This is a genomic window from Achromobacter sp. ES-001 (genome assembly GCF_019448355.1).
GTDB classification, from domain to species: Bacteria; Pseudomonadota; Gammaproteobacteria; order Burkholderiales; family Burkholderiaceae_B; genus Achromobacter; species Achromobacter spanius_B.
Window position 1 is genome coordinate 3146144 of sequence record NZ_CP079940.1, and the last position, 12261, is coordinate 3158404.

A 12261-nucleotide genomic window follows, 5' to 3' on the forward strand; every position below is an offset into this window, starting at 1 on the left:
ATTGCATCGTTAATAGCGCAGAAGTCTACTTTTTGCGCTATTAATGATTCATAAACGCCGATTGAATGCGTTATTAATCGTGCATTTCCGCGCGCGCGGTTCTATTATTGCGTCATGAAAAAGAAGCTAGCCCCCAGTTTTGACGCCGCCGAGGCGCTGGCACGCCTGGGCGCCAATATCCGAACCGCCCGCCTGCGCCGAGCGGAATCCGAAAGCGCGTTGGCCGATCGGCTTGGCGTGTCGCGCGCCACCGTCGCGCGGCTGGAACGCGGCGATGGCGGCGTGTCGCTGGCCCTTGCCATTGAAGCGCTGCTGCAATACGGCTACAGCGAGCAGGTATTCGCGTTGGGCGACCCCGAGCAGGATGGCGTGGGCAAACGCCTGGACGCGCTGCGGCGGCCAAGCCGGGGCAGCGGCGGCGCGCTGCACGCGCATCGCGCCGATCCCTCCAAGCTCTAGGACGCACCCGGGATGGCACGCGCCCGCAAACTCAAATCGGTAGAAAGCGAGCTCTTCGTCTACGTCGACATACGCGGCGAAGCGGTGCTAGCCGGCGTACTGACGCTGGACGACTCATCGGAATCGCTTTTCTTTGCCGAATTCACCTACGTGCAGTCGTATGTGAACGACCCCCGCGCCTTCGCGCTGGACCCCTTGAACCTGCCGCTGATCGACGCCAAGACCACGTTTCGCACCGAAAGCCGCTATGAAACGCTGGGTGCCATTTTCGACGCCGCCCCCGACGCCTGGGGCCGCAATGTCATGCGGGTGGACAAGGCCGGCGCCCGGGTCACGGAAGACGAAGTGCTGCTGCGCGGCCGGGGCATGGGGGTGGGGGCGTTGTTCTTCAGCGCGCGCCTGTTGACGCCCAACATGCGCAAAACCTACCGCTTGCCCGAAGTCAGCCAATTGGAATCCCTGGCCGACCTGCTGACCGACATCGACCAGGGCGTCAAGCCCAAGGGCCTGTACCGCGACATCCTGGGCAGTTCGTGGGATATCGGCGGGGCCCGGCCCAAGACCATCGTGCGCGACGAAGCCGGCGAAATGTGGATCGCGAAGTTTCCGCGCCGGGGCGATTCCTATGACCGCCAGCGTATCGAATTCGCCAACCTTCAAATGGCTCGCGCCATCGGCCTGACCGTGCCGGACATCCGGCTGACCGAAACGCATCTGGGCGCGGTGCTGCTGACGCACCGCTTTGACCGCGAGCTGCTGCCGCCGGCGCCAGGCGCCGCGCCGGTCGTGGCCCGCCGCCATTTTCTTAGCGGCGCATCGTTGATCAGCCCGCCCGTGCGCATCGGCAAACGCGATCTCGATGGCCCGGAGGGCAGGGCAACGTATTCCTATGCGCGGCTGGCGGACGTGACGCGCCGCATTTCGTCCAACCCCGTGCAGGACCTGAAAGAGCTATACGCGCGCATGGTGCTGAACGTGGCCGTGCACAACACCGACGACCACTTGAAAAACGTGGGTTTCCTGAAGGACAAGAACGCGCACACCTATCGGCTATCGCCGCTTTTTGACGTGGTGACGCAGGAAGGCTCGGCGCGCCACTACCTGCATATCGGCGAGCACGGGCGCGACAGCACCTTTGACAACTGCCTGACGCAGTACCGCCGCTTTGGCCTGCGGTCCGAGGCCGCCGCGCAGTCCATCGTGGACGCGGTGCGCAGCGTAGTGGCCGAGCGCCACCGCTATTACGAGGCTGCCGGCATGGCGCCGACGGAGATCGCGCTGGTCGAATCCACCTTGGCGGCGTGGCGCGCCGGGCGGTAAGTGTCAGCCCGCCGTTGGCCCATGCCAATCCACCTGCCGCCCATCCTTAAGCATGCCCTCGTGAAAATCCCGGCTTAGCGCCGCCAGCGTGACGCCACCAAAACGCGCCATCAGCAAGGCTTCGGCTTCTTCAAATGCGCCGTCCAGTGCCTTGTTCACGGCGGCTTCCACCAGGCAGCCCGGCGATTCGCTGCGGTTGCCCATGGCGAAAATCTCCGGCGCGCCCAACGCTTCATAGATGTCACGCAGGGTCACGGCGTTGAAGTCGCATGACAGCGTCCAGCCGCCGCCGTGGCCTTTTTCAGAGCTGACCAACCGCTGGTCGCGCAGCCCCGCCATGATGCGGCGGATGACGACCGGGTTGGTCTGCATCACCCGGCCCAGGTCTTCGGACGTCATCGGGCCGGGCGCCTCGGCCATATGAAGCAGGACGTGAAGCACGCCGGAAAGTTTGCTGTCTCTTCTCATGCAACGGATGCTATTGCATGAGAAGCCGCGGGGTCAAACCCGCGCTGCCATCATGCCCGCCTGGCCGTCCATGCGCCCTTGCCGTCAGCGGTCCCGCTCATCGTTTTGCCGTTGACCTGGCCGCTGTAGCGCACCCCGTTGACGGTGAACGAGATGGCGTTGCCGTCCATACGCGCGTCCGAAATGTCGTTTGAACCCAGCTTACCGGACAGCATCTGGTAGCGCTGGGTCAGGCGCAGCGTCTGCCCGTCGACCTCCCATTTACCCTCCACCTTGGCCGGCACGATCCACAGCAGCGCCGTGCAGTAGGTCGAGCATTCTTTGGTGACCGTCTCGGACGCGTCCGGCTCCCAGTCGCCCATGCGGAACGTGTTGGACACCACCCGCGTGCCCGGCTTTAGCTGCAACAGCGTCGGGCGCAGCTTTTCATTGATGGTGGACAGCAGGAACATGGTGATGACATCGGCTTTGGACAGGTCCGTCTGGAACAGGTCGGCCGCGACAAACGTGGCCCGGTCGGCCACGCCGGCGCGTTGCGCATTGCGGCGCGACAGTTCCACCAGGTCGGGGTTGTATTCAATACCTTGCGCGGTCAGCCCGCGCTGCGCGGCCGTGATGACGGTGCGGCCATCGCCCGAACCCAGATCCATCAAGCGGTCCTGCGGCGTCACCTTGGCCATGTCCAGCATCTTGTCCACCAGCGACTGCGGCGTGGGCACCCAGATGACGTCCTTGCCGTCCTGGCCCACGTCCGGCACATAGTCATCCTTGGACGCGCCTTGCGGCGCGTTCTGGCCTGCGGGCTTGGCAGCGGGCTGCGCCAGTGCCGACGCCGCGAAGGCAATGGATAGCGCCATGGCGGTGGCGGTGGCAATCAGGCGCAATCGTGACCGGGCCTGGGCATCGGCGGGGGGCGAGCGGCGAACGGAAACGGCTGGGCGGGGTGAGGCTTGCATGATGGCTCCTTGTGGATCGGATGGCGAAAGGTCAGCGGTCAGAGGGCGTAAGTCATCAATCAACCCGGCAAGCGGGCCGGCTTGAGCAGATGCAGCAGCGGCACACCTGCCGCCAGCACCGCCAGGCCGATCAGCGCGCCTGCGCCGGCGTACACGGCGCTGGACACCACCAGGCCGGCGCAGGTCAGGCCCAGCAGCAAAGGGGGAAGGGGGTATAGCGGCACGCGGAACGGCCGGGCGCGCTGCGGGTCGCGCTGGCGCAACCGCCACACGGACGCGGCCACCAGCAGCATGAACAGCCAGAACACGGGCGCCGTATAAGCCACCAGCGTCTGCACGCTGTTCTGGCTGAACGCGCCCAAGCCCACCAGCGCCAGCGTGATCGCGCCCTGTACCAGCAGCGCGGCCACCGGCGTTTCATTGCGGGCGCTCCAGCCGGATAGCGCGTGCAGCTTGGGCACGTCGCGGCCCAGCGCGTAATACACCCGTGCTCCGGTAATGATGGTGCCGTTGATGGTGCTCAAGGCCGTGGCGCAGATCGTCAGGCTGAGCAGCGCGGCGGCGTAGGGGCCGGCGGCCAGTTGCATGACGTCGGCGGCCAGCGCGGGGGTATCGCGCAAGCCCTGCAAGCCGAAGATCTCCAGCAATGCCAGGTTTGTCAGCACGTAGGCGCCCGTCACCACCGCGGTGCCGATCAGCAGTACCCGGCTCATGTTGCGTCCCGGATCGCGCAGTTCGCCGCTGAGATAAGCGGCTTCGTTCCAGCCGCCGTAAGTCAGCAACACAAACACCATGCCCATGCCCATCAGCCCGGCCGGGTTGCCCACCAACGCCGTTGGGGCGGCCAAGGGCGCCGTGTCGCCGCCCGATGCCGACAAACTGGCCACCAGCACCGCGCTTAGCGCCAGCAGCGTCAACACCGTAAAGGCCCATTGCAGCCGTTTGGAATAGCGGGTGCCCACCACATTCAGCGCGGTCAGCGCCACCACGGACATTGCCGCGTGCAAGGCTGGCCCGTGCGCGCCTAGCGGCATCAAGCGTTGGGCGTAGTCGCCATAGATGTAGGCCACGACCGCGATGGCGCCGGTCTGGATCACCGTGCACCGCGCCCAGGCGAACATCAGCCCCACGCGCGCGCCCCAGGCCCGAGTCAGGTACAGGTATTCGCCGCCCGCGCCGGGGTAGGCGGACCCCAGTTCCGCATAGCACAGCGCGCCCACCAGCATCACCAGCCCGCCCGCGCACCACAGCGCGATATACATCGCTTCAGAGGTGGCGTGCTGGGCCACCAGGGGCGGAAAGCCGAAGATGCCGATGCCCACGACCACGCCAATCAGCACGACGGTGGCGTCCATGACGGACAAGCCGGCGGGCGTGACGCCGTCGATGGTCTTGGCGGAGCCGGTCATTGCCTGACTTCCCACGCGTCGCTGGATGTGGGCGGACGCGGCGTCACAACACGCGGGCAGGGCAGGGTCATGGAAACCTCTAGGAAAAGGGGCGGAAGCGGGCTCGTTGAACCCGCCTGACAATTGCCTGAACAAGAACAAATTGCGACTAGACGGTGGCAGAAAAAGTTTCTGCGGGTTTTCCCTTGCGGAGGGGTCTGGGGCGGCGACAGTTGCATTCCGGTGCGTAGAAATCACCTGATAATCGACGCATAACCCTTTGATTCACCATAAATAAATGAAGTTCTTGAAGTGAAATAGTTAAAGTAATTTCTAGGGCTGTATATGGCTTGTACCTGGCCTGTACATGGTTGCTTGGCCCGACAATCGTTCTGCTTTTTCTTTTGTTTACGCGCGGGCGCAGGCACGCCACTTGCTGAGATGGGCGTAAAAAAGAGGAGCTGATCATGGCAACTAGAACCATCTGGAAAGGGGCAATTTCGTTTGGCCTCGTCCATATCCCGGTTGGCCTGCACACGGCGACCACGGACTCCGGCGTGGATTTCGATTGGCTGGACAAGCGCTCGATGGACCCGGTGGGCTACAAGCGCATCAATAAGCGGACCGGCAAGGAAATCGACAAGGAAAACATCGTCAAGGGCGTGGAATACGAAGACGGCCAGTACGTCATCCTGTCGCCTGACGAAATCAACGACGCCTATCCGCGCACCACGCAAACCATCGAGATCCAGCAATTTGTGGATGCCGACGACGTGCCGTTCGTCTACCTGGAGCGCCCCTATTACATCGCCCCCATCAACAAAGGGCAGAAGGTGTACGCCTTGCTGCGCGACACGCTGACCAAGACCGGCAAGATCGGCATCGCCAAGGTGGTGATTCAGACCAAGCAGCATCTGGCCGCGCTGATCCCGTCTGGCGACGCGCTGGTGCTGAACCTGATGCGGTGGGGCGACGAGGTCAAATCCATGGACGACCTGGACCTGCCCAAGGCGGGCTCCAAGGCCATGTCGCCAAGCGCCAGCGAATTGAAAATGGCGCAGATGCTGGTCGAGGATATGGCGGGCAAATGGGACCCGGAGCAATACAAGGACGAGTTCAAGGCCGCCGTCATGGAGCTGGTGGACAAGAAGGTGAAGGCCGGCAAGACCGAAACGGTGATCGAGCCGCAAGAGGAAGCGCCCGCGTACGTGGATAACGTCATCGACCTGACGGAGCTGCTGCAACGCAGCCTGAAGGGTGGGGCAAAGAAGTCCGGCGACACGACCAGGGACGGCAGCAAGGAAAAGCCCGCCGCGAAGAAATCGGCGTCGGGCGAGACACCATCGAAGACCTCCGCGAAGACCGCCACCAAAGCCTCCGCCAAGACCGCCACCAAGTCGGCCACCAAGTCGGCCTCAAAGAAGACCACCAAGAGCGCGAAGACCTCGACCCGGTCGCGCAAGGCGGCGTGATATGGCCGACAGCCTGAAAACCTATCGTCAAAAGCGCAATTTCCAGGTGACCTCCGAGCCGATGGAGGGCGGGCAGGCCAATGAGGAGGCGCGCGCGTTTGTGATCCAGAAGCACTGGGCCAGCCGGCTGCATTACGACTTTCGGCTGGAGCTGGATGGCGCCATGAAAAGCTGGGCGGTGCCCAAGGGGCCGTGCTTTGATCCGTCGGTCAAGCGCATGGCGGTGCAGGTCGAAGACCACCCCATTGCCTATAACCAGTTTGAAGGCCAGATACCCGAAGGGCAGTACGGCGCCGGCAAAGTCATCATCTGGGACGAGGGCGTGTGGGCTCCCGTGGGCGACGCCCGCAAAGGGTATCGCGAGGGCCACCTGAAGTTCGACCTGCAAGGCAAAAAGATGCAGGGGCGCTGGGCGCTGGTGCGCATGAAGGGCAAGGAAAGCGACAAACAGCCGCCCTGGCTGCTGATCAAAGACCGCGACGCCTATGCCCGCCCGGAACGCGAATTCAGCGTGGTCGACGAAATGCCGGACAGCGTGGTGCCGCTGCGTGACAACGCGGCCACCACCCAGCCCGCCGCTCGCCAGCCCGCGCCCGACGCGCAGCAGCCCGGCTCGGACACGGATTCCGCCGCCGACGCCAGGCTGCCCGGCCGCCCGTCCGACCTGCCAGACACGTTCAAGCCCCAATTGGCCACGCTGGTCGAGGGGATGCCGCCCAACCCCGAAGAATGGCTGTACGAATTGAAGTTCGACGGCTACCGGCTGCTGGTGCGCATCGAGGGCGATTCGGTCAGGCTATACACCCGCAACGGCCACGACTGGAGCGCCAAGCTGCCGCACATCGTCCAGGCCTTTGCCAAGCTTCCCGCCAAATGGGCCTGGGTGGATGGCGAAGTGGTGGTGCTGAACGAGCAGGGCGTGCCCAGCTTCCAGGCGCTGCAAAACGCGTTCGACAACGACCGCACTGGCGACATCGTCTTTTACGCCTTCGACTTGCCCTATATCGGCTTGCGAGACCTGCGCGACGAACCGCTGACCGTGCGTCGCGACCTGCTCGCGCAGCTGATGGAAACCGCTGACGACGACCACCTGCGCTTTAGCGCGGCCTTCAAGGAAGCGCCGTCGAACCTGGTGGCCTCGGCCTGCAAAATGGGGCTGGAAGGCATCATGGCCAAGCGGCCGTCAGCGCCCTATGTGTCGCGGCGCACGGACAGCTGGCTGAAGATCAAGTGCGCGCAGCGGCAGGAATTCGTCATCGTCGGGTACACCGCGCCGCAGGGCTCCCGGGAAGGGCTGGGTGCGCTGTTGCTGGCGGTGCATGAAGACGATGGCTCGCTGCGCTATGCGGGCAAGGTCGGCACCGGTTTTGATACCCAGGGCCTGCTTGCCTTGCACAAACAGCTTGCCGCCCTCCAGACCGACAAAAAAACGGTCAGTGGCGCGCAGGCCAGCGGCGTGCAGTGGGTCAAGCCTGAGCTGGTGGCCGAGGTCTCGTTCAGCGAATGGACCAGCGGCGGGCATATCCGCCATTCCGTCTTCCGAGGGCTGCGGCAGGATAAACCCGCCCGCCAGATCACACGCGAGCGGCCGTCGCCCCCGCCCAAGGAGGAGCCGGCGTCCGCATCGGGCAAAAAGACCGCGCGCCAGGCAAAGACAGAGGCAAAGACAAAAGCAAAAGGACAGACAAACACAAAGACAACTGCCGGTCCCGCGCCGGCCCGGACAACGGCGGCGGCGCCCACGCGCGCCAAGCCCGCGCGGCTGACCAACCCGGACCGCGTAATCGACCCGTCCACCAAACTTACCAAGCTGGACCTGGCGCGCTATTACGGGCTGGTTGCCCCGCTGATGCTGGAACATCTGAAGGGCCGCCCGGTGTCTTTCCTGCGCGCGCCCGCCGGCATCGACGGGCAGCTGTTCTTTCAGAAGCACCTGGAAGCCGCGATGCCGGGCGTCAAGCCCTTGCCCAAGCGGCTGGACCCGGATCATCCGCCGTTGCTGGAGGTGCCCACGCCTGAAGCCATCATGTCGGCCGTGCAAATGAACGTGGTGGAATTCCATACCTGGAATGCCGTGAAAACGGCCATCGACAAGCCCGACCGTGTCCTCTTCGACCTGGACCCGGGCGAAGGGGTCAAGTGGGCGACGATGCAGCAGGCCGCCCGGCTGGTGCACACCATGCTGGACGAACTGGGCCTGCAAAGCTGGCTGAAAACCAGCGGCGGCAAGGGCCTGCACGTCGTCGTGCCGCTGCGCCGCCAATACGACTGGGACACCATCAAGTCGTTCGCGCAAGCCATCGTGGTGCATCTGGCCCGTACGTTGCCGCAGATATTCGTGTCCAAGAGCGGGCCGAAGAATCGCGTGGGCAAGATCTTTGTCGACTACCTGCGCAACGGCTTTGGCGCCACTACCGTGTCGGCCTGGTCGGCGCGCGCCCGGCCCGGCTTGGGCGTGTCGGTGCCCGTGGCATGGGACGAACTGGACAAGCTTTCCAGCGGCGCGCACTGGACCATCAGCAACATTCACGAACGGCTGGATGCCGCCAATGCGCCGTGGGACGACTATGCGCCGCAATCCGTGGGGCAGGCCATGGACGCGCTGGGTTTCAAGCGCGGGGCCTCATGACGAGCGCCGCAAGATTGCCGTCGCAAATCACCCGACTGCTTGGCGAACTGACCGCTCCGGTCGACCCCGGGCGGGCATTGCGCCTGCTGGTACGGGCGGGATATGACCCGCTGCCGCTGCCGGGTGGCGGTGCAACGCTGGCCCGCTGGCAGGCCTTGGCCGCGGTGGCCGCCGTCGACCTGAGCCTGGTCAAATTGGTTGAAGGTCACACTGATGCGTTGGCGATTCTGGCCGAATTGAACGCAGCGGACCTCGCCGCGCCGGGCAGTATCTGGGGCGTGTGGTGCGCCGAACCGCCGGACTTCCGTGTCAGCCTGCATGGTGGGGCTGAAGGCGGGAAGCCACACACCCCCGACCCCTACACCACCGCGTGCCTGCGCGGCGTGAAAGCCTGGTGTTCCGGCGCGGCCACGGTCAGCCACGCCCTGGTCAGCGCGTGGGACGAGGCCGGCCGGCCCTGCCTGGCCGCCGTGTCGATGGAGCAGGCTGGCGTTACCGTCACCGAAGACGGCTGGCAAGCCGTGGGGATGCGCGCATCGGCCAGCGTGAACGTGGTGTTCAACAACGCCGTCTGTGTGCCGGTGGGCGCGCCCGGCGCGTACGTGGGCAGACCCGGCTTCCAGCACGGTGGCGCGGGTGTGGCGGCGTGCTGGTATGGCGCGCTGACGCGGATCGCCGCCGCCGTCCAGGCGGCAACGCCGGCGCAGTCCGCCGACCCGCACCGCTTGGCGCATCTGGGCGCGATCGACGTCGCGCTGGACCAGGCGCGTGCCGTCCTGCGCGAGACCGCCGCCGCCATCGATGCGAACCCCCATGACGCCTGCTCGCTGGCCTGTGGCCGCGCGCGGCTGGCGGTGGAAGCCGCCGCCACCGAGGTCATCACCCGGGCAGGGCGGGCCTTGGGCGCCGGGCCGTTGTGCCGCGATGCCGGCTTTGCCCAGGTGATGGCGGACCTGCCGGTGTTCATCCGGCAAAGCCACGCCGAACGCGACCAGGCCGCGCTGGGCCAAATCGTGCGCACGGAGCAGACACCATGGCAGCTGTAGGCGTGGACCATTTCGAGGCCCTGTACCGGCAGCATCCCGACCCTTGGCGCATTGCCAGCGCCTGGTACGAACGGCGCAAGCGCGCATTGCTGCTGGCCTCGCTGGGCCGCGAGCAATACGCGCATGCCTTCGAGCCGGGCTGTGGCAACGGTGACCTGACCCTGCCGCTGGCTGGCCGGTGCGGGCAGGTTTGCGCCGTGGATTTTGCCGGCATCGCCATTGAACGATGCCGTGCACGCACCCAGGAGCAGGGCATGGCCCACGTCGAGGCGCTGGCGCTGGATCTGCCCCGCCAATGGCCGCCCGTGCCTGAAGGCGGCTTCGACCTCATCATCGTGTCCGAACTGGGCTACTACCTTGACGACTCCGCCCTGGCGGCGTTTTTGCAAGGGATCGACGGTTGCCTCGCCCCCGGCGGGGAACTGGTTGCCTGCCATTTGCGGCTTGACTTCGACGACCGCCAGCAGGGCACCGACGCCTTGCACCAGGCGCTGGGCGCGTTGCCCGGCATGAGCTTGCTGTTCGAACACCGGGAAGACGTTTTCCTGTTGAACGGCTGGCAACGACAGCAAAAGGATGACGCATGATCGGTATCTGTATTCCGGCGCATAACGAAGAGCAGCACATCGACGCCTGTGTGCAGGCGGTGCTGCGCGCGGCGCGGCACCCTGAACTGCGTGCCGAGACGGTGCGCATCGTTGTGGTGCTGGACCACTGCGTAGACGGCACGGCCGACCGGCTGCGCCACCATCCCGTGCATTGCCTGGCAATTGACGCGCGTAACGTTGGCGTGGCGCGCGCCCGGGGCGCCCGCCACCTGCTGCGCGCGGGCGCGCGGTGGCTGGCGTTTACCGACGCCGATACCCGCGTGTCGCCACGCTGGCTGGTGGATCAGTTGTCATTGAATGCAGAGGTGGTTTGCGGCACGGTCGGCGTGTCCGGCTGGAGCGAACACGGCGAGCATGCGCAGCGCGCGCGACACGCGTTTGAAAGGGCTTATCAAGACAGGGATGGCCACCGCCATGTGCACGGCGCCAACCTGGGCGTGGCCGCGCGGGCGTACCGGCGCATCGGCGGCTTTGATGCGCTGCCGTGCAGCGAAGACCAGGCCTTGGTAGACCGATTGCAGCAGGGTGGGGCGCGCATCGCCTGGTCGAACCTGCCTCGCGTCGTGACCAGTGCACGCCCGCATTCGCGTGTGGAAGGCGGCTTTGCCAGCGCGCTGCGCGGCGGCTGGAGCGCGGGCGACAGCACCGGCTAGCGCCCCGCACCCGCATCGCCGCTCACGTCACCATGGCGCCATCGACATCGCCACGGACAGAACGACAACCAGTACCAGGAACAGCAGGATGTGCTTCGTGCGCATAAGACCTCTTGAAGTATCGTGACAAAGACAGACAACCCCGTTATCAGCACAACTCATGCCCGGAGGCGTTCGATGCAAGACGTCGTGCAACTACGGCCTGAAGGCCTGTACTGCCCGGCTGGCCGGTTTTATATCGACCCCTGGCGGCCGGTGGACACCGCCGTGTTGACGCACGGCCACGGCGACCACGCCCGCGCGGGCATGGGCTGTTATCACACCAGCGCGCAGGGTTTGCCGATTCTGCAATGGCGGTTGGGGCAGCAGGATTACCGCGTGCATGAATACGGCGAAACGTTCACGCTGGGCAACGCCCGCGTGTCCTTGCATTCGGCGGGGCACGTGCTGGGCTCGGCCCAGGTGCGCATCGAAGTCGACGGCCAGGTGTGGGTGGTGTCGGGCGACTACAAGCGCCAGCCCGACCCCACGTGCGCGCCGTTCGAAGTCGTGCCCTGCGACACGTTCATCACCGAAGCCACCTTCGGCCTGCCCATCTACCGGTGGCCCGATACGTCCGACGTGGCGCGCGACATCGTTCAATGGCGCGACCATTGCGCGGCCCGTGGCGAGGCCGCCATCCTGTATTGCTACGCGCTGGGCAAGGCGCAGCGCGTGTTGGCGGAACTGGCCCCATGGATCGACCGGCCCGTCTACCTGCACGGCGCCATCGCGGCCGGGGTCGACGTGTACCGCCAAGCCGGCATCGCCATGGCAGACACGCGCCTGGTGATTGACGCAAGCGGTACGCGCGCCGCACCCGCGCAGGCGGGGGTCGCGGCAGCCGACGCTGCGGCAGCCGATGCTGACGCAATCACCGACGCGGCCGACGTCGCCAGATCCGGCTTTGCCGGTGAACTGATCCTGGCGCCGCCGTCCGCCGCTGGCAGCAGCTGGCTGCGGCGCTTTCGCAAGGCGCAGCATGGGTTTGCGTCCGGCTGGATGCGGCTGCGCGGCAACCGTCGGCGGCGCAACATGGACCGGGGCTTTGTCGTGTCGGACCATGCCGACTGGCCGGCCTTGCTGCGTACCATCCGCGAGACCGGCGCGCGCCGCGTCATTGCCACCCATGGCGACACGGACGCACTGGTCCGCATCCTGAACGAAACCGGTACGGCGGCCGAAACCCTGGCCACCCAGTACGGCGAAGATGACTAACACGG

The 12261-nt window shown here is 65.6% G+C and carries 11 protein-coding genes; 8 read left to right on the forward strand and 3 right to left on the reverse strand.

Annotation, left to right across the window (positions count from 1 at the left end):
- The first annotated feature begins 114 nt into the window (after positions 1–114).
- Together KYT87_RS14255 and KYT87_RS14260 are read left to right on the forward strand one after the other, a co-directional pair.
- Positions 115–459 (forward strand): helix-turn-helix transcriptional regulator, encoded by a 345-nt coding sequence (locus KYT87_RS14255; RefSeq protein ID WP_046805671.1) that lies wholly within the window; start codon positions 115–117, stop codon positions 457–459.
- A 12-nt stretch (positions 460–471) separates the two neighbouring features.
- On the forward strand, positions 472–1779 hold the full coding sequence (locus KYT87_RS14260; protein WP_104145502.1) for a type II toxin-antitoxin system HipA family toxin: 1308 nt from the start codon (positions 472–474) through the stop codon (positions 1777–1779).
- 3 nt (positions 1780–1782) lie between these two features.
- On the opposite strand, the gene KYT87_RS14265 is transcribed toward KYT87_RS14260, so the two are convergent.
- From KYT87_RS14265 to KYT87_RS14275, 3 genes are read right to left on the reverse strand one after another with little or no spacing between them, the layout of a single operon-like run.
- Positions 1783–2247, reverse strand: coding sequence for an Rrf2 family transcriptional regulator (locus tag KYT87_RS14265; protein ID WP_104145501.1), 465 nt, complete (start codon positions 2245–2247; stop codon positions 1783–1785).
- A gap of 50 nt (positions 2248–2297) precedes the next feature.
- Positions 2298–3203 (reverse strand): cyclopropane-fatty-acyl-phospholipid synthase family protein, encoded by a 906-nt coding sequence (locus KYT87_RS14270; RefSeq protein ID WP_219992512.1) that lies wholly within the window; start codon positions 3201–3203, stop codon positions 2298–2300.
- 59 nt (positions 3204–3262) lie between these two features.
- Positions 3263–4612, reverse strand: a complete 1350-nt coding sequence (locus KYT87_RS14275; protein WP_219992513.1) for an APC family permease — start codon at positions 4610–4612, stop codon at positions 3263–3265.
- Positions 4613–5058: 446 nt separating this feature from the next.
- On the opposite strand from KYT87_RS14275, the gene KYT87_RS14280 reads away from it, so the two are divergent.
- The 6 genes from KYT87_RS14280 to KYT87_RS14305 all read left to right on the forward strand — a co-directional run bounded on the left by KYT87_RS14280 (position 5059) and on the right by KYT87_RS14305 (position 12256).
- Positions 5059–6063 carry a Ku protein gene (locus tag KYT87_RS14280; RefSeq protein ID WP_219992514.1) on the forward strand — a complete coding sequence of 335 codons (1005 nt, stop codon included), beginning with the start codon at positions 5059–5061 and terminating at the stop codon, positions 6061–6063.
- Between the two features lies 1 nt (position 6064).
- Entirely contained in the window at positions 6065–8692 is a 2628-nt protein-coding gene (gene ligD, locus KYT87_RS14285) for a DNA ligase D (RefSeq protein WP_219992515.1), read from the forward strand.
- The gene (locus tag KYT87_RS14290; protein ID WP_255594117.1) at positions 8689–9738 is read left to right on the forward strand and encodes an acyl-CoA dehydrogenase; all 1050 of its coding nucleotides are present in this window, start codon (positions 8689–8691) and stop codon (positions 9736–9738) included. Before ligD ends, KYT87_RS14290 begins: the two co-directional genes overlap by 4 nt.
- A complete protein-coding gene (locus KYT87_RS14295; protein ID WP_219992516.1) occupies positions 9726–10325 on the forward strand; it encodes a bifunctional 2-polyprenyl-6-hydroxyphenol methylase/3-demethylubiquinol 3-O-methyltransferase UbiG in 600 nt (199 codons plus the stop codon). The genes KYT87_RS14290 and KYT87_RS14295 overlap by 13 nt, the downstream gene beginning before the upstream one ends.
- Positions 10322–10999 (forward strand): glycosyltransferase family 2 protein, encoded by a 678-nt coding sequence (locus tag KYT87_RS14300; protein WP_219992517.1) that lies wholly within the window; start codon positions 10322–10324, stop codon positions 10997–10999. The genes KYT87_RS14295 and KYT87_RS14300 overlap by 4 nt, the downstream gene beginning before the upstream one ends.
- Before the next feature lie 177 nt (positions 11000–11176).
- Positions 11177–12256, forward strand: coding sequence for a DNA ligase-associated DEXH box helicase (locus KYT87_RS14305; protein ID WP_219992518.1), 1080 nt, complete (start codon positions 11177–11179; stop codon positions 12254–12256).
- Positions 12257–12261 lie beyond the last annotated feature (5 nt).

Coding starts and splice junctions, on each gene's coding strand:
- KYT87_RS14255 (WP_046805671.1), top strand. CDS start 115: ATGAAAAAGAAGCTAGCCCCCAGTTTTGACGCCGCCGAGGCGCTGGCA.
- KYT87_RS14260 (WP_104145502.1), top strand. CDS start 472: ATGGCACGCGCCCGCAAACTCAAATCGGTAGAAAGCGAGCTCTTCGTC.
- KYT87_RS14265 (WP_104145501.1), bottom strand. CDS start 2,247: ATGAGAAGAGACAGCAAACTTTCCGGCGTGCTTCACGTCCTGCTTCAT.
- KYT87_RS14270 (WP_219992512.1), bottom strand. CDS start 3,203: ATGCAAGCCTCACCCCGCCCAGCCGTTTCCGTTCGCCGCTCGCCCCCC.
- KYT87_RS14275 (WP_219992513.1), bottom strand. CDS start 4,612: ATGACCGGCTCCGCCAAGACCATCGACGGCGTCACGCCCGCCGGCTTG.
- KYT87_RS14280 (WP_219992514.1), top strand. CDS start 5,059: ATGGCAACTAGAACCATCTGGAAAGGGGCAATTTCGTTTGGCCTCGTC.
- ligD (WP_219992515.1), top strand. CDS start 6,065: ATGGCCGACAGCCTGAAAACCTATCGTCAAAAGCGCAATTTCCAGGTG.
- KYT87_RS14290 (WP_255594117.1), top strand. CDS start 8,689: ATGACGAGCGCCGCAAGATTGCCGTCGCAAATCACCCGACTGCTTGGC.
- KYT87_RS14295 (WP_219992516.1), top strand. CDS start 9,726: ATGGCAGCTGTAGGCGTGGACCATTTCGAGGCCCTGTACCGGCAGCAT.
- KYT87_RS14300 (WP_219992517.1), top strand. CDS start 10,322: ATGATCGGTATCTGTATTCCGGCGCATAACGAAGAGCAGCACATCGAC.
- KYT87_RS14305 (WP_219992518.1), top strand. CDS start 11,177: ATGCAAGACGTCGTGCAACTACGGCCTGAAGGCCTGTACTGCCCGGCT.